Annotated in this window: 18 protein-coding genes; 10 read left to right on the forward strand and 8 right to left on the reverse strand. The window is 57.9% G+C overall.

The features are described from left to right. Nucleotides 1–138: 138 nt before the first annotated feature. The 6 genes from C4S59_RS05590 to C4S59_RS05610 all read left to right on the forward strand — a co-directional run bounded on the left by C4S59_RS05590 (nucleotide 139) and on the right by C4S59_RS05610 (nucleotide 5819). Nucleotides 139–1671: an acyl-CoA carboxylase subunit beta gene (locus C4S59_RS05590; protein ID WP_103909512.1), complete on the forward strand. Its 1533-nt coding sequence runs from the start codon at nucleotides 139–141 to the stop codon at nucleotides 1669–1671. A gap of 81 nt (nucleotides 1672–1752) precedes the next feature. Then, nucleotides 1753–2346, forward strand: coding sequence for a DUF6497 family protein (locus C4S59_RS05595; protein WP_146064510.1), 594 nt, complete (start codon nucleotides 1753–1755; stop codon nucleotides 2344–2346). A gap of 211 nt (nucleotides 2347–2557) precedes the next feature. Beyond that, entirely contained in the window at nucleotides 2558–2704 is a 147-nt protein-coding gene (locus C4S59_RS19635; protein WP_200813172.1) for a hypothetical protein, read from the forward strand. A 78-nt stretch (nucleotides 2705–2782) separates the two neighbouring features. Further along, complete coding sequence (locus C4S59_RS05600; RefSeq protein WP_103909514.1) at nucleotides 2783–3142, forward strand: hypothetical protein; 360 nt, start codon at nucleotides 2783–2785, stop codon at nucleotides 3140–3142. Between the two features lie 340 nt (nucleotides 3143–3482). Then, complete coding sequence (locus tag C4S59_RS05605; RefSeq protein WP_103909515.1) at nucleotides 3483–3686, forward strand: hypothetical protein; 204 nt, start codon at nucleotides 3483–3485, stop codon at nucleotides 3684–3686. 132 nt (nucleotides 3687–3818) lie between these two features. Beyond that, the gene (locus C4S59_RS05610) at nucleotides 3819–5819 is read left to right on the forward strand and encodes an acetyl-CoA carboxylase biotin carboxylase subunit (protein ID WP_103909516.1); all 2001 of its coding nucleotides are present in this window, start codon (nucleotides 3819–3821) and stop codon (nucleotides 5817–5819) included. 102 nt (nucleotides 5820–5921) lie between these two features. On the opposite strand, the gene C4S59_RS05615 is transcribed toward C4S59_RS05610, so the two are convergent. Beyond that, complete coding sequence (locus tag C4S59_RS05615) at nucleotides 5922–6368, reverse strand: DUF4174 domain-containing protein (RefSeq protein WP_103909517.1); 447 nt, start codon at nucleotides 6366–6368, stop codon at nucleotides 5922–5924. 179 nt (nucleotides 6369–6547) lie between these two features. Between C4S59_RS05615 and scpA the strand changes: the two genes are divergently transcribed. After that, nucleotides 6548–8677 carry a methylmalonyl-CoA mutase gene (gene scpA, locus C4S59_RS05620; RefSeq protein ID WP_103909518.1) on the forward strand — a complete coding sequence of 710 codons (2130 nt, stop codon included), beginning with the start codon at nucleotides 6548–6550 and terminating at the stop codon, nucleotides 8675–8677. A 115-nt stretch (nucleotides 8678–8792) separates the two neighbouring features. Here the strand turns inward: scpA and C4S59_RS05625 are convergent, their stop codons facing one another. Together C4S59_RS05625 and hemB are read right to left on the reverse strand one after the other, a co-directional pair. After that, nucleotides 8793–9350 carry a lipid-binding SYLF domain-containing protein gene (locus C4S59_RS05625; protein WP_103909519.1) on the reverse strand — a complete coding sequence of 186 codons (558 nt, stop codon included), beginning with the start codon at nucleotides 9348–9350 and terminating at the stop codon, nucleotides 8793–8795. A 111-nt stretch (nucleotides 9351–9461) separates the two neighbouring features. After that, nucleotides 9462–10460, reverse strand: coding sequence for a porphobilinogen synthase (gene hemB, locus C4S59_RS05630; protein WP_103909520.1), 999 nt, complete (start codon nucleotides 10458–10460; stop codon nucleotides 9462–9464). Nucleotides 10461–10606: 146 nt separating this feature from the next. Between hemB and C4S59_RS05635 the strand changes: the two genes are divergently transcribed. The 3 genes from C4S59_RS05635 (at nucleotide 10607) to C4S59_RS05645 (ending at nucleotide 15463) form a co-directional block, all read left to right on the forward strand. Continuing rightward, the gene (locus C4S59_RS05635) at nucleotides 10607–11134 is read left to right on the forward strand and encodes a component of SufBCD complex (protein ID WP_103910282.1); all 528 of its coding nucleotides are present in this window, start codon (nucleotides 10607–10609) and stop codon (nucleotides 11132–11134) included. A gap of 32 nt (nucleotides 11135–11166) precedes the next feature. Further along, nucleotides 11167–14658, forward strand: coding sequence for a transcription-repair coupling factor (gene mfd / locus C4S59_RS05640; protein ID WP_103909521.1), 3492 nt, complete (start codon nucleotides 11167–11169; stop codon nucleotides 14656–14658). 190 nt (nucleotides 14659–14848) lie between these two features. Beyond that, entirely contained in the window at nucleotides 14849–15463 is a 615-nt protein-coding gene (locus C4S59_RS05645; RefSeq protein WP_234994690.1) for a Crp/Fnr family transcriptional regulator, read from the forward strand. Between the two features lie 162 nt (nucleotides 15464–15625). On the opposite strand, the gene C4S59_RS05650 is transcribed toward C4S59_RS05645, so the two are convergent. The 5 genes from C4S59_RS05650 to C4S59_RS05670 all read right to left on the reverse strand — a co-directional run bounded on the left by C4S59_RS05650 (nucleotide 15626) and on the right by C4S59_RS05670 (nucleotide 19352). After that, a complete protein-coding gene (locus C4S59_RS05650) occupies nucleotides 15626–16228 on the reverse strand; it encodes a tetratricopeptide repeat protein (RefSeq protein WP_103909523.1) in 603 nt (200 codons plus the stop codon). A 148-nt stretch (nucleotides 16229–16376) separates the two neighbouring features. Beyond that, on the reverse strand, nucleotides 16377–17429 hold the full coding sequence (locus tag C4S59_RS05655) for a dihydropteroate synthase (RefSeq protein ID WP_103909524.1): 1053 nt from the start codon (nucleotides 17427–17429) through the stop codon (nucleotides 16377–16379). Then, complete coding sequence (locus tag C4S59_RS05660; protein ID WP_103909525.1) at nucleotides 17426–18094, reverse strand: HAD family hydrolase; 669 nt, start codon at nucleotides 18092–18094, stop codon at nucleotides 17426–17428. Before C4S59_RS05660 ends, C4S59_RS05655 begins: the two co-directional genes overlap by 4 nt. Before the next feature lie 10 nt (nucleotides 18095–18104). Next, nucleotides 18105–19031: a methylenetetrahydrofolate reductase gene (locus tag C4S59_RS05665; protein ID WP_103909526.1), complete on the reverse strand. Its 927-nt coding sequence runs from the start codon at nucleotides 19029–19031 to the stop codon at nucleotides 18105–18107. 24 nt (nucleotides 19032–19055) lie between these two features. Continuing rightward, nucleotides 19056–19352 (reverse strand): virulence factor, encoded by a 297-nt coding sequence (locus tag C4S59_RS05670; protein ID WP_103909527.1) that lies wholly within the window; start codon nucleotides 19350–19352, stop codon nucleotides 19056–19058. Between the last annotated feature and the right edge of the window lie 357 nt (nucleotides 19353–19709).

A 19709-nucleotide genomic window follows, 5' to 3' on the forward strand; every position in this document is an offset into this window, starting at 1 on the left:
GCAACAGCGCGTTTGCGTATTTGCGATTTTGCAATATTCGATTTTGGCATTATTCAAACTTTGCAAATTTGCCGAATTTTCCTTGAGCCAGCCCCTTTGCTCTGCGATGCAGCATAGAACAGCGAAGGGAGCCGTCCGATGAAAGATATTCTGCAAGAGCTTGAGGATCGCCGCACCGAGGCCCGACTGGGTGGTGGTGAAAAGCGTATCGCCTCGCAACACGCCAAGGGCAAACTGACAGCGCGCGAACGCATCGAGCTGCTGCTGGACGAAGACAGCTTTGAAGAGTTCGACATGTTTGTCGCCCATCGCTGCACCGAATTCGGCATGCAGGATAACCGCCCGAAAGGCGACGGTGTTGTGACCGGCTGGGGCACGATCAATGGCCGTATGGTTTATGTCTTCTCGCAGGACTTTACGGTTTTCGGCGGGTCCCTGTCTGAAACCCACGCGCAGAAGATTTGCAAAATCATGGATATGGCGATGCAAAACGGCGCGCCTGTGATCGGCATCAACGACTCGGGTGGTGCGCGTATTCAGGAAGGCGTTGCGTCGCTTGCGGGTTACGCGGAAGTGTTCCAGCGCAATATCATGGCTTCCGGTGTGATCCCGCAGATTTCTGTCATCATGGGCCCCTGTGCGGGCGGCGCGGTGTATAGCCCCGCGATGACAGACTTCATCTTTATGGTGAAGGATTCGTCCTACATGTTCGTCACCGGTCCTGACGTTGTGAAGACCGTGACCAACGAGGTCGTCACCGCAGAAGAACTGGGTGGTGCATCCACACACACCAAGAAATCGTCGGTTGCCGATGGCGCGTTTGAAAACGATGTCGAGGCATTGGCCGAGGTTCGTCGTCTGGTCGACTTCCTGCCGCTGAACAACCGCGAAAAGCCGCCTGTTCGTCCTTTCTTTGATGAACCGGGTCGTGTGGAAGAGTCGCTGGATACGCTGATCCCCGACAACCCCAACACGCCCTACGACATGAAAGAGCTGATCACCAAAATCGCGGACGAGGGCGACTTCTACGAGATTCAGGAAGATTACGCGAAAAACATCATCACCGGTTTTGTCCGTCTGGAAGGGCAGACCGTGGGTGTTGTTGCGAACCAGCCGATGGTTCTGGCGGGCTGTCTGGACATCGACTCCAGCCGCAAAGCCGCGCGTTTCGTGCGCTTCTGTGACTGCTTTGAAATTCCGATCCTGACGCTTGTTGATGTTCCTGGCTTCTTGCCGGGCACATCGCAGGAATACGGTGGTGTTATCAAACACGGCGCGAAGCTGCTGTTCGCTTATGGCGAAGCAACAGTTCCGAAAGTGACCGTGATTACGCGTAAGGCTTACGGTGGTGCATATGACGTTATGGCGTCCAAGCACCTGCGTGGTGACTTTAACTACGCATGGCCCACAGCCGAGATCGCGGTGATGGGTGCGAAGGGTGCGACAGAGATTCTCTACCGCTCCGAATTGGGCGATCCCGAGAAAATCGCAGCACGCACGCAGGAATACGAAGATCGCTTTGCGAACCCCTTCGTGGCTGCTGAACGTGGCTTCATCGATGAGGTCATCCAGCCGCGCTCCACGCGTCGCCGTGTCAGCCGTGCCTTTGCATCCTTGCGTGGTAAGCAACTTACCAACCCCTGGAAAAAGCACGACAATATCCCGTTGTGATCCGTTGCGCGCGGCGTTTGTCGCGCGCGCCAATCTTGTTCTGAAGGAACCGGAATGTCGACTTGGCAGTGCAAATATGACATGCGCGAACAGGCGCTGAATGCAGGGGTTTTCCGGCATTCAGATAACCTGTTGCGTAATGTTTGCAATCTGCTAATGATTCCAGCACCGAGAGCGTCGAACGACCGCAACTCGGGCACAGAGTTAACGACAGCGGATAAGATCCGCAGTCACGCGGCCCCGGCGGGAGGAGCACCATCAGGTGGTCGGGGCTGCGACTTTCTCAAAAATTTCAAAACAATTCCCAACGTAATCGCGATCTTCGCTGCCGCTGTGTTTGCGGCCTCAGCCTCTGCGCAGTCCATTATTCTGCCGTCTGACCGGAAAGCTGATTTGCAGGAAGTCCTGAAGGACATGGACCTGCTGCGCTACCGCTTTGTTGTGCCGGAACTGTCCAACGCCACGGATGATCTGGCCGTTTCGACGGGCGATCTGGAATTCTTGTGTTCGGATTACGTGTTGCAAGACATCAAAGGGCAGGGCCTGAGCGCTGCTCAGGTGGTGATCAGTATGGGTGACAGGCCAACTGAATTTGGCGTTGCCGATCCTGATGCCTTGCAGGTTTTCGAACTTTTCAGCATCTCTGATGGTCTCTGCATCTGGGAGGCATTTTAATGCGAACACAATATCTTGCGCGGCGTCGTTACTTTGAACCTGCTTTTGCGGCTTTCGAGTCACAAGTCACGGATTGCGCTGGCAAAACGTATCTTTGCGACACGTCTTCCTGTATTCCTAAGGACGGTTTCCTCCAGGGAGCCACCTCAAAAACGGGGCAGTCGGGACCCAAGGCCCGCGACGCCCATAATAATGGATACAGGAGAAGAGCATGTCCAAGAGCATCAAGTTCTTCGCGCTGTTCGGCTTTGTCGCGACCCTCGCGGCATGTGGCGGCAGCTCGACAGAAGAAGAGTTTGTCATCATTGATCCGGAGCCGATCAGCGTCGAGCCGGAATACACAGGCAAATTCAAATAAGTTTTCGTCGGGACGGCCCGCTGAGGCCGTCCTGACACCCTGCCGCGCGATGTCCTTTACTTTGGTGGAGGGCGGCACATGCTGAAACATCGCGGTTTCCCGGGGCGCCTTCCCGGTACAGATTTCCAATTCACCATCCGCCGTCCGAACCCCAAAGGGGTTACGCCGATCACACGTCGCGAACGCTTTGCCGATCGCCGCTCGCCTGATCGCAAGGCGGACTTGTGGTTCATGAACGCGCTCTGGCTGCATTTTGGCACCGAACCGTTCGAACGGGGCAATCTGGATGCAGGACGTCTGAGCTGGCTGTTCGGTCGCGAAGTTTTGCCGGTGGACGATCCGTTCGATCCGGAAAGCTATGAATCTTTGCTGGTCATCGACGAAAAGGCTGCGCGTCACGCGTTTCCCGAAGCGTTTGAGCAGGATTTATGGGCATGATCCTGCTTAGGGCATCCGATAAGAGGCGGGATCAAGCCGATCCGCGCGCAAAAGCATTCAACCTCTTGGAAGGTGGGAATGTTTTTGTCAGCCTCTGGATGTCCCTTAACGGGTCATTGACGGCGCAGGCAGGCGATCTGCTGCGCGATTACCGTTACCCTTCCCCTAAAGGGCGGCTTGGCGCATCCCCGAGCCAGCCGCCCGTTTTTTCCTCTGAATTCATGCAGCTCGGGCAAAAATCTGCCGATCACGCAGGTGTGCGCACGAATTGTTGGAACCTTTTGGCTTTTTTCGCGCTATTCCAACAGCACAGGGCGAGAAATCAAAAGGAGCATTCCAAATGCGTAAACTCACACAAATCTCTGCTATCGTGGCGTTGTTCGGCCTTGCGGCTTGTGGCGACACGCTTGGCGAACAGGCACTCATCGGCGCGGCCGCGGGTGCAGGTACAGCTGCAGCGGTTGATGGCGACATCGCGACCGGCGCAATTGTTGGCGCAGGCGGCAACGTCGCTTATTGCCAATCCTATCCGGAACGCTGCTGATCTGAACAGCCGGTCCCTTCTGGGACCGATCATTATTGAAACGCCGTCAAAGCCGTCTGGCTTTGGCGGTTTTTTCATGCCTTGCCCCAGCGGGAGAGGACCCGCAGGAGCCATGACTGGAAAGGGACGGATATGTTTAACAAGATCCTGATCGCGAACCGCGGCGAAATCGCCTGCCGTGTGATCAAAACTGCGCGCAAGATGGGCATCCAGACGGTCGCGCTATATTCGGATGCTGACAAAGCCGCGCTTCATGTGCAGATGGCCGATGAAGCCGTACATATCGGCCCGCCGCCCGCAAACCAGTCTTACATCGTGATCGACAAGGTCATGGACGCCATCCGCCACACCGGCGCACAGGCCGTTCACCCGGGCTATGGTTTCCTGTCGGAAAACCCCAAGTTCGCACAGGCGCTGGAAGCCGAAGGCGTGGCATTCGTAGGCCCGCCGGTCAAAGCGATCGAAGCGATGGGCGACAAGATCACGTCCAAGAAGATCGCGCAGGAAGCAGGCGTAAGCACCGTTCCCGGTTACATGGGCCTGATCGAAGACGCCGACGAAGCCGTCAAAATCTCGAACGAGATCGGCTATCCGGTGATGATCAAAGCCTCTGCCGGTGGTGGCGGTAAGGGTATGCGGATCGCGTGGAACGACGAAGAAGCGCGTGAAGGCTTCCAGTCGTCCAAGAACGAAGCGGCGTCTTCGTTTGGCGATGACCGTATCTTTATCGAGAAATTCGTCACCCAGCCGCGCCACATCGAAATTCAGGTTCTGGCGGATGCCCATGGCAACTGCGTCTACCTGAACGAACGCGAATGTTCGATCCAGCGCCGGAACCAGAAGGTTGTTGAAGAAGCGCCGTCGCCGTTCCTTGACGAGGCAACACGTAAGGCGATGGGCGAACAGTCTGTCGCTCTGGCGCAGGCGGTGGGCTACACCAGCGCGGGTACTGTGGAATTCATTGTCGACGGTGACCGGAACTTCTACTTCCTCGAGATGAACACGCGTCTTCAGGTGGAACACCCTGTAACCGAACTGATCACCGGCGTCGATCTGGTTGAACAGATGATCCGCGTCGCCAATGGCGAGCCGCTGTCGATCACTCAGGACGACGTGAAAATCAACGGCTGGGCGATTGAAAACCGTCTTTATGCCGAAGACCCGTACCGCAACTTCCTGCCGTCCATCGGCCGCCTGACACGCTATCGTCCGCCGGCGGAAGGCGAACTGGGTGCAGGCATCGTGCGAAACGATACCGGCGTCTACGAGGGCGGCGAGATTTCGATGTACTACGACCCGATGATCGCCAAGCTGTGCACATGGGCCCCGACCCGTGCCGAAGCCATCGAAGTGATGCGCAACGCACTGGACAGCTTTGAGGTCGAAGGCATTGGTCACAACCTTCCGTTCCTGTCGGCGGTTATGGACCACGATCGCTTTACCTCTGGCAACATGACCACGGCATTCATCGCCGAGGAATACCCTGAAGGTTTCGAAGGCGTTGAACTGGGCGATGCCGATCTGCGCCGGATCGCAGCCGCAACCGCAGCGATGAACCGTGTCGCGGAAATCCGTCGCGCCCGCATCTCGGGCCGTCTGGACAACCACGAACGGCACGTAGGCGAAAGCTGGAACGTAGCCTTGCAGGGTCAAAGCTATGACGTGACAATCGCTGCGGATCGTGACGGTTCGACCGTTCGTTTCGAAGATGGTGCAGAGCTGCGCGTATCTGGCGATTGGACACCGGGTGATCAGTTGGCGACGATGGATGTCGATGGTGCGCCGCTGGTTCTGAAGGTTGGTAAAATCTCGGGCGGGTTCCGTATCCGGTCCCGCGGTGCTGATCTGAAAGTTCACGTGCGCACCCCGCGTCAGGCCGAACTTGCGCGCCTGATGCCGGAAAAACTGCCGCCGGACACCTCCAAGATGCTGCTCTGCCCGATGCCGGGTCTGATCGTCAAAGTCGACGTCGAAGTCGGCCAGGAGGTTCAGGAAGGTCAGGCGCTGTGCACCGTCGAGGCGATGAAGATGGAAAACATCCTGCGCGCCGAGCGTAAGGGCGTCGTGTCCAAGATCAACGCATCGGCTGGTGACAACCTTGCCGTCGACGAAGTGATCATGGAGTTCGAATAAGCCGATGATCCGGCAATCCCCGATAGCAGGGGGCGTGATGAACGCCCCCAAAGCTCAGGCCACGTTCGGTACGAACGCGGGCCTGTCGGGGTTTGTCGTGGCTTATGGCAATGCGTTGCGCTGGTCGCGGATTTCCTGCTGGCGCAATGGTAGTTTGTCGATGGATCGCGTGATTTCGCGCACGTCCCAAGGGAACGGTTTGCGCAGCACCTTGGTGCCGTCTTTTGCGATCAGGACAAACATAAAGCCGCGCGGGCGTAGTTCGGTGCGGATGGTCGATTGGGCCGCTGGATCGGTGTCGGTCAGAATGACCACATCGCGCTCTTCCAGAATATCCAGCCGTTCGGTCAACAGGTTGATCTGCTCCACATACCGTGGATCTGCGGGGCTGTCGGCAAAGACGACGATGGGCCGTTTCAGCCAGAGAAATTCAGACAATTCATGGTTGCCCGCTTCTAGAATGGGCACACCTGCGGCTCCGTCAGCGGCGTGCGCTGCGGGTCCAGACAACATCAACGCCGCAAGGGCAGAGGCAAGTATCCGTCTCATGCCTATCAATATAGGCGCGACTGCGTTGAAAACGAATAGCTTCGCCCCCTCGGGCCGAGAAAAAATTCAATGCCGGACAGGCCAGGCCCGTGCCGCGCATTCCCATTCGCCATGCCACCCCGCTTTGGTCGCGCAATTTGCGCATTCGGGGACGGCTTGCACTACGGAAGGACACTGACATGACAGCCAACAAAGACGACTGGAAGGCGCTTGCCGAAAAGGAACTGCGTGGCCGGCCCCTGGATGACCTGACATGGAACACGCTGGAAGGCATTCCGGTTCAGCCGCTGTATACCGAAGACGATGTGAAAGACCTGCCGCACATGGGCAGCCTGCCGGGCATCGGCCCGTTCACACGCGGTGTTAAAGCGACAATGTATGCAGGTCGTCCGTGGACGATCCGCCAGTACGCAGGTTTCTCGACAGCCGAGGAATCCAACGCCTTCTATCGCCGCAACCTTGCTGCCGGTCAGCAGGGTGTGTCGGTTGCCTTCGATCTTGCCACGCACCGTGGATACGACAGTGACCACCCACGCGTTGTGGGCGACGTTGGTAAGGCCGGTGTGGCCATCGACAGCATTGAAGACATGAAAATCCTGTTCGACGGCATTCCGCTGGACAAGGTTTCGGTCTCGATGACGATGAACGGTGCGGTTATTCCGATCCTTGCGAACTTTATCGTAGCAGGGGAAGAGCAGGGGCACGACCGCTCGGTTCTGTCCGGCACGATCCAGAACGACATTCTGAAGGAATTCATGGTGCGCAACACCTATGTCTATCCGCCGGAACCGTCGATGCGGATCATCGCGGATATCATCGAATACACCTCGAACGAGATGCCCAAGTTCAATTCGATCTCGATTTCGGGCTACCACATGCAAGAGGCTGGCGCGAACCTTGTTCAGGAACTGGCCTATACGCTGGCGGACGGTAAGGAATACGTCAGCACGGCGATGGCCCGTGGCATGGACGTGGACAAATTCGCAGGCCGCCTGTCGTTCTTCTTTGCCATCGGCAAGAACTTCTTCATGGAAATCGCCAAGCTGCGCGCCGCACGTATGCTGTGGCACCGCATCATGACCGATCTGGGTGCCAAGAGCGAACGTTCCAAAATGCTTCGGACCCACTGCCAGACGTCTGGCGTGTCCCTGGCGGAACAGGATCCCTACAACAACGTGATCCGGACGGCTTACGAGGCAATGAGCGCGGTTCTGGGCGGCACACAGTCGCTTCACACCAACGCTTTGGACGAAGCGATTGCTTTGCCCACAGACTTCAGTGCGCGCATTGCTCGGAACACCCAGCTGGTTCTTCAGGAAGAAACCGGCGTGACCAAGGTCGTCGATCCGTTGGCAGGTTCCTACTACGTCGAAAAGCTGACCCACGATCTGGCCGAAGCGGCGTGGAAGCTGATCGAAGAAGTCGACGAAATGGGGGGCATGACCAAAGCTGTGGCTTCCGGCATGCCCAAACTGCGTATCGAAGAGGCAGCAGCGACCCGTCAGGCGCTAATCGACCGCGGCGAGGACGTGATCGTCGGTGTGAACAAGTATCGTCTTGAGAAAGAAGACGACCTCGACATCCTTGATATCGACAACGACAAGGTGCGCGAAGCCCAGGTTGCGCGTCTGAACAACATCCGCGCAACCCGCGATGCGGCGGCTTGCGAAGCGGCACTGGCCGAACTGGAACGTCGTTCCGCCGAAGGTGGCAACCTTCTGGAAGCGGCAGTTGAGGCAGCACGTGCCCGTGCCTCGGTAGGAGAGATTTCGATGGCTATGGAAAAAGTATTCGGACGTCACCGCGCCGAGGTGAAGACATTGGCTGGCGTCTATGGCGCGGCCTATGAAGGCGACGAAGGCTTTGCCGCGATCCAGCGGTCGGTGGAAGAGTTCGCCGAACAAGAAGGCCGCCGCCCGCGTATGCTGGTGGTCAAGATGGGGCAGGACGGTCATGACCGTGGTGCCAAGGTCATCGCAACAGCCTTTGCCGACATCGGCTTTGATGTCGACGTAGGCCCGCTGTTCCAGACGCCGGAAGAGGCCGCGCAGGACGCTGTCGACAACGACGTGCATGTCATCGGTATCTCCAGTCAGGCGGCTGGCCACAAAACGCTGGCACCGCAGCTGGTTCAGGCCCTGAAAGAGGCCGGCGCCGAGGATATTCTGGTCATCTGTGGCGGTGTTATCCCGCAGCAGGACTATGACTTCCTGAAAAAGGCAGGCGTGAAAGCGATCTTTGGTCCGGGCACCAACATCCCCGAGGCTGCTCAGGATATCCTGAAGCTGATCCGCGAAGCGCGCAGCTGATCCTTTCGAGAAGGTGAGAAAAGGGCCGGAGTTTTCCGGCCCTTATTTTGTTGTGCGCACATGAAAAAAGGGGCCGAGAACGCTCGACCCCTTTTCAGAATTCTGCCGTGATGGCTTAGGGAATGATCCGCGTGTACTTGGTGCCGTCCAATGTCGCGCCAAGGCGCAGACCGGATTGGCCAAAAATCACCGCGATGATCGGTGCTGTCGAAGTTGTGGTCTCGGCTGCCAGCGTCTCACCACCCGACGGGATCGCATATTCGACGTTCGCGCCAGCAGCCCAACCGGGCGAACGGCGGAAGTTCAGCAGTGCTTCGTCCGTCATAAAGAACAGAACATGCGCGTATTGCTGTGCGCCGATTTGTAGACCGCCCGATGCTTTCGCGACCGAATAGTAGTCGACTGTCACGTCGTTGATGCGCAGTGCGCCGCGTCCGTATGCGCCACCCAGACCAAGGCCAGCCTCAGTCACCAACGGCATGACCAGCATGCCTGTGGATTTCGCACGCAGTGTGCTTGTTCCGGGGTACTGCGCATACATCTGGTTCAGTGTTGAATCAACACGCGCATCAATGCGCGCGCCGCCATTGCTGCCGACACCGTTTGCGCATGCCGCTGTCAGGCTGGTTGCGCCAAGCGCGAGGGCAAAGCCCCGTCGTGAAAAATTGTTCATATTACCGCTCTCGATGGTTGCCTGTTCCGGCTTGTGCGCCGAATTATGCCGAAACTCTATCCCTTGTTGCGCAGAATGTCACGCATTCTGAATATGGTACGCAAGTAATCGCTAGTTATTCAGTAAACGGGACGCTTCTGGCGCGAAATAGGTCAGGATGCCGTCGCAGCCTGCGCGTTTGAAGCACATCAGGCTTTCCATCATGACCTTTTCGCCATCGACCCAGCCATTCTGGCCAGCGCCCGCAATCATCGCGTATTCGCCGGACACCTGATAGGCATAGGTCGGCGCGCCGAACGTGTCTTTCACGCGGCGGCAAATATCCAAGTAGGGCATGCCGGGTTTGACCATCACCATATCAGCGCCTTCCGCCAGATCACGCGCGATCAGGCGCAACGCTTCGTCGCTGTTGGCGGGATCCATCTGGTAGGTTTTCTTGTCGCCTTTCAGTGCGCCCGATGCGCCTACAGCATCGCGGAACGGACCGTAGAAAGACGACGCGTATTTGGCCGAATAGCTGAGCAGAAGTACGTTCTGATGCCCCTCAGCCTCAAGAGCCGAACGCATTGCGCCGATACGGCCATCCATCATATCCGACGGGCCGATAATGTCTGCCCCTGCATCCGCCTGCGACAGGGCCTGTTTGACCAATGCCTCGACCGTGCGGTCGTTCACGATCACGCCGTCTTCGACAAAGCCGTCGTGCCCGTCGATGTTGTAGGGATCAAGCGCAACATCCGTCATCACCAGCATCTCGGGCACCGCGTCCTTGATGGCGCGGGTGGCGGTGTTCGACAGGTTGTCGGGGTTCCATGCTTCGGCGCAGTCTTTGGTTTTCTTGGCAGGGTCTGTGTAGGGGAACAGGCAAATCGCCGGAATACCTAGGCTATGCGCTTCTTTCGCGGCCTTGACGATGTTGTCGACAGACAGGCGGTTCACGCCGGGCATGGAGGGGATCGGTTCCGATACGCCCTCACCGTCGCGCACAAACACGGGCCAGATGAAATCGGCCGGGGTCAGCGTGTTTTCCCGTACAAGGTCGCGCATGGCTTGGGATTTGCGCGCGCGGCGAAAGCGTGTGGCGGGAAAGGGGGCTTGTACAGGCTGCATGTGTATGTCCGCTTACTGTGTTCCGGTTTCCACTTGGATGCACTGGAAGCCACAGTATTGTCCAGTCTTCGCCGTTTCGAACGGCCCATCTGGGCAATCCTGAAAAGGGGCGCTAGACATGGCACACGTTTAGAATGGAGTGCCGCGTGGATTGGCATCAAACAGTTTACGAACTGATCGATTTCAGATCTTTCTCCAACCTTTGGTTCTGGATCGGGCTTGCAGTTTTGTGGTCTACAGCAAGCCATTGGGTGATCGGCGTTCCGTTCGACATGGTGGCACGCGCAGCGAGACAGGGTGGTCAAGCGGAACAGGATTTCGAAAGCCTTGTCCGGATCAACTGTAACCGCATTCTGTTCATCACCGAAGAAGCCGGCCTGATCATGGCGGCGATCGGGTCGTTCCTGCTGAGCACCTTGGCCGTGCTGGCCTTTGTTTTCGACATCGAACTGGCGCAGGCGATTTTCCTGATGGCGGCACCTATGACCTTGGTTTGGGGGCTCAGCATCAGAACAGCCCGTAAGATCACCGGAAACCAGCTATCAGACGAACCGCTGCGCAAGGCGATGACGCGTCACCGCCTGATTGTGCAGGCCATCGGCATGGTGTCGATCTTTGTGACAGCGCTCTGGGGTATGTTCCAGAACCTGAGTGCAGGCGTTTTCGGCGGTTGACGCCGCCTGAGGCGCGGTCCATGTCAGCCAGTATGGCACAGAACACACCAATTCTTATGGGCGGCGCACCGGAGGGCTTTGATGCTCGTCTGGTGCTGAAAGAGGTCGAACGCGCAGGTGGCCCCGTCATCCACGTGGCACGCGACGCCAAGCGCCTGTCGCACATGCAAGAAGCTTTGGCCTTTTTCGCGCCCGACATGCCGGTTGTGACCTTCCCGGGGTGGGACTGCCTTCCATTTGATCGTGTGTCTCCGAACCCGGACATCTCTGCGGCACGCATGGCGACGCTGGCTGGGTTGGTGCACGGGATGCCATCCCAATTTGCTCTACTGACAACGCTGAACGCGGCGACCCAACGCATACCTGCGCGATCCGTTTTGCGGGAAGCGGCCTTCACCGCCCGCGTCGGTGACCGTGTTGATGAAGGCGCCTTGCGGAATTTTCTGGTGCGCATGGGCTTTGTGCAGGCGCCAACGGTCATGGAGCCGGGCGACTATGCCATCCGTGGCGGCATCATCGATATCTTTCCGCCGGGTGAGGGCGGTCCCGTCCGTCTGGACCTGTTTGGCGACATTCTGGACGGCGCACGCCGGTTCGATCCCGTGAGCCAGCGCACCACGGACAAGCTTGACCTGATCGAACTCGCGCCAGTGTCTGAAGTGATCCTTGATGAAAAGGCGATCACACGCTTTCGCCAGAACTACCGGATCGAATTCGGCTCTGGCGGTGCGGCAGATCCGCTGTACGAGGCCGTCAGCGCGGGGCGCAAATACCAAGGGCTTGAACACTGGTTGCCGTTTTTCCACGAGCATCTGGAAACCCTGTTCGATTATCTTCCGGACGCCACAGTGGTGCTGGATGAACAGACGACACCGGCCCGAATTGCGCGCTGGGACTCGATCATGGATCAGTATGAGACCCGCAAAGAAGCGATGGGCGCGAAGAACCGAATGGATACGGTGTATAAACCCTGTCCGCCGGATCAACTCTATCTGAATGAAACGGCTTGGGAAGAGGCCGTAGGTGATCGCCGGAGCGTTCAGCTAAGCCCGCTGCCACAAGCGTCTGGTCCCGGTGCTGTGGATGTAGGTGGTCGCGTGGGTCGTAACTTCGCCCCTGAGAGACAGCAGGAAAGTATAAGTCTTTTCGGTGCACTGGCGTCACATGTTAAGGTGAAGCTTGAACGTGGTCCGGTCGTCATCGCATCCTATTCCGAGGGTGCGCGCGAACGACTGACCGGTCTGATCGAAGACGAAGGGCTGGCCGAAGCCATTCCGATTTCCGATGGCACGCGCATTGGCAAACGGGGCCTACATCTGGCTGTCTGGGCTTTGGAGCACGGCTTTGAAGGCCCATGGAATAACGACCAGTCGATCACAGTCATTTCCGAACAGGATGTGCTGGGCGACCGGCTTATCCGCCAACCCAAGAAACGCCGTAAGGCTGAAAACTTCCTGACCGAAGTTCAGTCGCTGTCTCCGGGCGATTTGGTGGTCCACGTCGATCACGGCATTGGCCGCTATCAGGGGATGGAGGTCATCACCGCTGCGGGTGCGGCGCGCGAGTGCCTTCTGCTGGAATACGCCGAAGATGCACGCCTGTATCTGCCGGTCGAAAACATCGAACTTTTGTCCAAATACGGCCATGACGAAGGTCTGCTGGATCGGTTGGGCGGTGGCGCATGGCAGGCCAAAAAGGCCCGCCTGAAAGAGCGCATCCGCGAAATGGCGGACAAGCTGATCCGCATCGCGGCGGAACGCGCGCTCCGCAAGGGCGCAATTCTCGAACCGCCCCCGGGCGCATGGGATGCGTTCTCGGCGCGTTTCCCCTATCAGGAAACCGACGACCAGCTGCGGGCCATCGAAGACGTGATGGCCGATATGCAATCCGGCCAGCCCATGGACCGCCTTGTCTGTGGCGATGTGGGCTTTGGCAAAACCGAGGTCGCCCTGCGCGCCGCGTTTGTTGCGGCCATGTCAGGCGTGCAAGTGGCCGTCATCGCGCCAACCACGCTACTTGCCCGTCAGCATTTCAAAGGCTTTGCAGAACGCTTCCGCGGCTTCCCGCTTGAGGTGCGCGGTCTGTCCCGCTTTATCAGCAGCAAGGAAGCCAGCGAAACGCGCGACGGTCTGGCCAAAGGCACCGTCGACATCGTCATCGGCACCCACGCCCTTTTGGCCAAGAACATCAAGTTTAAGAACCTCGGCCTGCTGATCATCGACGAAGAACAACATTTCGGCGTCGCGCACAAAGAGCGCCTGAAATCCCTGCGGTCTGATGTGCACGTTCTGACCCTGACAGCGACACCTATCCCGCGCACATTGCAATTGTCGCTGACCGGCGTGCGCGACCTGTCGATCATCGGCACGCCACCGGTCGACCGACTTGCCATCCGCACCTATGTCAGCGAATTCGACGCGGTCACAATCCGTGAAGCCTTGCTGCGCGAACATTACCGCGGTGGGCAAAGCTTCTATGTCGTCCCGCGCATCTCTGATCTGCCCGAGATCGAAGAATTCCTGAAGGAACAGCTGCCTGAACTGACCTATGTCGTGGCGCATGGCCAAATGGCAGCGGGCGAGCTGGATGATCGTATGAATGCCTTCTACGACGGCAAATACGATATTCTTCTGGCGACCACGATCGTTGAAAGCGGTCTGGATATCCCGACGGCCAACACCATGGTCGTGCATCGCGCCGACATGTTCGGCCTTGCGCAACTCTATCAGATCAGGGGTCGGGTCGGACGTTCCAAAACCCGCGCCTATGCCTATCTAACCACCAAGCCGCGCGCAAAACTGACCCCCGGCGGCGAAAAACGCCTTCGCGTGCTTGGATCGCTCGACACACTTGGAGCGGGCTTTACACTGGCAAGCCAGGACCTCGACATCCGTGGCGCTGGCAACCTTCTGGGCGAAGAACAGTCCGGCCAGATGCGCGATGTGGGCTATGAACTCTATCAATCCATGCTGGAAGAGGCGATCGCCAAGATCAAAGCAGGCGAACTCGAAGGTCTGTCGGAAACCGATGATCAATGGGCACCGCAAATCAATCTTGGCGTCCCGGTTCTGATCCCCGAGGATTACGTGCCGGACCTCGACGTCCGCCTTGGCCTCTATCGCCGTCTGTCGTCACTTTCCACAAAGGTCGAACTCGAGGGTTTCGCCGCCGAACTCATCGACCGCTTCGGCAAACTCCCGCGTGAGGTCAACACACTCATGCTGGTGGTCCGGATCAAAGCCATGTGCAAACGCGCAGGTATCGCCAAACTCGACGGCGGGCCAAAAGGCGCGACGATCCAGTTTCACAACGATAAATTTGCCTCGCCCCAAGGGCTGGTCGATTTTATCAAGGATCAGAACGGTCTGGCGAAAGTCAAAGACAACAAGATCGTCATCCGCCGCGACTGGAAGTCCGATAAGGACAAAATTCAGGGCGCCTTCGCTATCGCTCGCGACCTTGCCGAAAAAGTCCGCGACGAAAAGAAACGTGCCAAAACCAAGCAGAAACAAGCGGGCAACTGACCCAACTTGGATCGCTTGTTTCATCTGTCCTGAAATACTCTGCGAACCCATGCATTGGGCGGCTCTTGGCAAACTGATGTTACGTTTGATGCCTTTTCGCACAGAGTGTTTCGTTCATGCGTGGTAAAGACCCCTGTCGGGTCCCGCACTGATCCGAACAATGTTGAACAGGTTGGTAGGGCGCCCGCGTATGTTATCTGTCGAACTCTTGGGCTGGGCCGGTTCGGCTGCGACCCTTGCAGCCTATTCCATGAAAACGATGCTGCCGCTCCGTGTCGCCGCGGTGCTGTCGAGCGTATTTTTCATCAGCTACTACGGCATTATCGGGATCTGGCCGTCGTTGGCGCTGGAATTGGCCTTGCTTCCATTCAACCTCTATCGGGCGTGGCAAATCTTGTCCCTGCGCCGCAAGGTCGAAGCCGCCCGCGCAGAACAGGTCGATGATTTTTCGGTCCTCAAAGCCTATGGAAAATCTTGCGATCTCGAAGCAGGCATGACCATTTTTCGGCGGGGCGATGCACCTGACCACCTCTACCTAATCGAAAAAGGCCAAGTGTATCTCGAAGAAATCGACGTCACACTCGGGGCTGGTGAAATATTTGGCGAAATCGCCTTCTTCTCAGACGCCAAAGAACGCATGGCGACAGCGCGCTGCACCGAAGACACCAGAATTTATATGGTCGATGAAAAGACCTTCATGCAGTTGAATTTCCAAGACCCAAGCTTCGGCATACAGGTTATGCGGATCATCACGCGACGTATCGTCGAAAGCGTCAGCCACTCTCCCCAACTGTTCCAGCGCTAAAAATAAGCCACTGCAATCCAAACCTCCCGCAGCGCCTCTGTTTCATCTGTCCGAAAATACTCAGGGGGGCTGGGGGCATCGCCCCCAGCCTCGCGTATCCTTTTTTAGATGGGCGTAGGCTGTCGACGTGCGCTCGTTACAGCCCAGTCAGAAGACTGCCCATCAGTCTGCGTCGTCGCAACCAAAGGCGCCGCACCATGCGCCCGTGTAGGTAATCTCGTCCATACGCTCGGCTAGCGGGCCGGTGATTCCCAGATCATTGGCTTTCTCCGCGTAGGCTACAGCCAATTCCATATTTTCGGGAATGCCATACAGCCCTTCATAGAAGATCAATGCCAGGTCGGCCGCGGCGGTGGCGTGCCCCTCTTTGGCGGCGAACCGCAGCATGGTCAGGCCAAAGACTTTGTTCTCGGGCACGTACTCGCCCTGCAACATGAGGTTCCCGTAGTTCTTCATAGCCACAGGATAGCCGGCCTCGGCGCCGCGCCGCACAAAGCCGACCCATTCTTCGGCGTTGTGGCGGACAAAAGCGCAATCCTGATTGGGGCTGATCATCCAGGCAAGGCTGGTCATTGCGACAGGATTATACCCCTGCGTCGCAGCATCAAAAAGCTCGGCAAAGGCGTCTTCGTCCCCAGCGCAGGCGGCAGTGGACTTTTTGATATAGTATGCGCGTGGCGTGGCCCATTCCGGGTCCAGCTTGTCCGCGAATGCAGGTGCCGTCGTTAGTGCGGCAAGAAGGGCGGAGTTCAGCAGCGCTTTCATCGGGTTACGGCCTTTGTCGTTTAGTTGTGGTGCTTTGGTCTTGGCTCGTTGGGTAGCATGGTGAAACGGGCTTTGCCAAAGAACAAAAAAGGCCGGGCGCCTTAAGGGCGCCCGGCGAATTGTCAGAAATCAAGCGCTTAGCTACGACTTAGCCGCGACGACGACGACGGCCACCTGCGCGACCACCACCTGCAGGTGCCGCGTCCGGATCCTTGTTGAAGGCAATCCAGTCACCACCGTGTGCGTCATTGTCCGTCAGCAGGTTGGCCGCGCGGATGGCTTCCATTTCTTTGCCTGCGCGGTACTTGGTCGAGCCGAGGTTGAACATTTTGCAGAACGCTTCGTCGTCCATATCCGGCGGCAGCATTACGCCAGCCGCTTCGACTTCCGCGCGCTTTTCTGCGATCTTCTTGGCAGAAACCGGCAGGGCGATCGGGTTCATGATCGCCGATGTCATGCCTGTGGCCATGGCCATGGGCAGGAACGCGTTGTTGATGCCGTGACGGTTGGGCAGGCCGAAAGAAATGTTGGACGCACCGCATGTCGTGTTCACGCCCAGTTCTTCGCGCAGGCGACGGACCAGAGCAAAGACCTGATTGCCTGCTGTCGCCATCGCGCCGATGGGCATTACCAGCGGGTCAACCACGATGTCGTGCGCCGGAATACCGTAGTCGGCTGCGCGTTCAACGATACGTTTGGCCACGGCAAAGCGGACGTCGGGGTCTTCGGAAATGCCTGTGTCGTCGTTCGAAATCGCCACAACGGGAACGTTGTATTTCGCGACCAGCGGCAAAACAAATTCCAGACGCTCTTCTTCGCCTGTGACCGAGTTTACCAGCGGGCGGCCTTTGGCGGCTTCCAGACCGGCCTCAAGCGCCGCGGGAACCGAACTGTCGATACAAAGCGGCACGTCAACAAGGCCCTGAACCAGTTCGATCATCTTCCGCATCAACGGCGGTTCGGTTTCGTTCGGGTTAGGGTTCGAGTTGTAAACAACACCTGCGTTCACATCCAGAATGTTGGCGCCTGCGGCAACCTGTGCAAGTGCGTCGCTTTCAACGGTGGAAAAATCGCCAGCTTCCAGTTCGGCGGCAAGTTTTTTGCGGCCCGTCGGGTTGATCCGTTCGCCGATCACGCAGAAGGGCTGGTCAAAGCCCATAATGGCGGTCTTGGTGGCTGACTCGATAATAGTACGGGTCATGAGTGTGCTCCTGTTGGGGTCATTCTGCGATCAAGCTCTGTAAGAAGGAGCGGATCATCAAAGGTGTCGATTGTCATATGAGCGCCAGCGGCGCGAAGTTCTGCATCATTCAGGCTGGACCGAAGGCCAACACAGAACGCACCGGATCCGCGGGCGGCTGTCATGCCGGAAGGGCTGTCTTCAAAGGCAACGCTGAGTTCGGGGCCTGACCCTGTTGCCTGCATGGCGGCCAGGTAGGGCGCAGGGTCCGGTTTGCCGTGTTTGCATTCTTCGCCGATGATCAGCGTTTCGAAACGGTCGCGAAGGCCGATGGCATTCAGCATGGCATCGGCGTTCACGCGCGGCGCATTGGTGACTAGCGCGCGGCCCCAGCCCTTGGCATCGCACAGATCCAAAAGTTCGATCAGACCGGCAACCGGTTCTGCCGACGCGCCGAGTTTGTCACGAAAACGGGCTTCCTTTTCGTGGCTCAACGCCTCCGCATCTTCATCCGGAAAAGCTTCACTAAAGATGTCCGCGTTCAGACGGCCGTGGATGTGACGCAGGTAATAGGCTTCATCAATGGCCCTGCCACGTTCGGCGAACAATTCCTGAAACACGGCCGCATGAAGCGGGTCTGTGTGCAGCAGGGTGCCGTCCAGATCGAAAAGCAGGGCAGGGCGCATGGTGAAAGACTTATCCTGTCTTGCTGTTTGTCAGGGTGTCGCCACGACGTTCGGACAGCCATTCGGCGCTGGCTTTGATGCCACCCAGCGGGAACAGGTGAATGTTCTCGATGTTGGTGGCGTCAGAGCCTGCTACGCCATCAGCGATGCCATCGACCACATCGTCAGGTGTGAACGGCAGCAACAGCTTGGTGACATCCTTGGCACGCTTTTGCAGCACCGACAGGGACGGGCCGACACCGCAGGCGATGGCGAATTTGATCAGCGTTTGCAATTTCGCGGGGCCTGCGACGCCCACGTGAACGGGCAGCGTGATGCCTGCGTCTTTCAGGCGTGTGGCCCATGCGATGACAGGCTCGGGGTCGAACACAAACTGGGTCGCCATGGCGATCTGTGCGTCGGTGCGCTCGGCAAAGGCGTTTTTCCACTCCAGCGCTTTGGTCACTTCGGCCTCGCCGCCATCGGGGTCGATATCGCGGTTGCCTTCGGGGTGACCAGCAACATGCAGGCGTTTAAAGCCCGCCTTGTCGAACAAGCCACTTTCCAAAAGCTGGATCGAGCTTTCGAAATCGCCGTGGGGTTCCTTGACGCCACCAGCCAGAACAAGCGCCTGATCAACGCCAGCTTCGCCCTGATAGCGGGCAATCCAGTCACCCAGCGTCGCCTTGTCGGCAATAATTCGGGCAGGGAAGTGCGGCATCACAGGGAAGCCTTCGCCAGCGATACGCTTGGCGGTGGCGACCATATCCTCGATCGGGGTGCCTTCGATATGCGCGATGTAGACGCGTGTGTTGGCAGGAAGAATGCTTGTAAAGCTTTCGACCTTTTCGGCCGTGCGCGGCATCACCTCGATCGAGGCATTGGCCAAAAGTGCGGACGCCGCCGGGGTCGCGGTTTTTGTCGCGGCTTGTTTTCTGCCAAATTTAATCACGGCCATGTATTCCTCCTACGCCTATGCGTTTCAGGCCTTGCCCCCGTTTTCAATCAAGACTTTCAGCCGTTCGGTGTCGTACTCTTGGTCGATCCGTGCGGTTTCAGCCTGAATGATCTCGGATGCTTCGCCCTCTACCTGATAAGGGGTGCCTTTGCGCCATTCGGACAGGTATTCATCGGTGCCTGCTGCGCCGGATTTCATGGCAGCGCGGTCGATGGCCTGTTCAAAGCGTTCGGGCAACTGGGCCTTGGTGCCGCGACGGCCTTTGCCCACGGTGATCTGCGCGGGGATATCGCGCCAGTAGACAATGGTGACGTCAGGCATCTTGGCCTCCCTCGTGATAGTTCAGCATAGCGCGGAAGAAACGACACGCGCGGTCGGATTTCGACCCTCGGTGCGATCTTCGCGACGTCCTGTACATATGCGGAAGCCGCCAAGGTGGCTACAGTGCGTTCAACCCAAAGTTTTCACACAGAACGTGAGCGCGGCTCATAATAGGCGTATTTGGCGCCTTATCAGGGTCACACCGGACATTTTGCCGATGCGGGCAATGTCGTTCGCGTATCTGCTTTGCAGAATTTCGGCATCTTTATCCGAGAATGCTGCAATCGGTGGGCCCGAGCTGTCGTCGGCGTATTTGCGGATCATCTCGGACAGACTGGCAGGTGACAGTTTCTTGCC

The organism is Thalassococcus halodurans (assembly GCF_900108225.1).
GTDB classification, from domain to species: Bacteria; Pseudomonadota; Alphaproteobacteria; order Rhodobacterales; family Rhodobacteraceae; genus Thalassococcus; species Thalassococcus halodurans.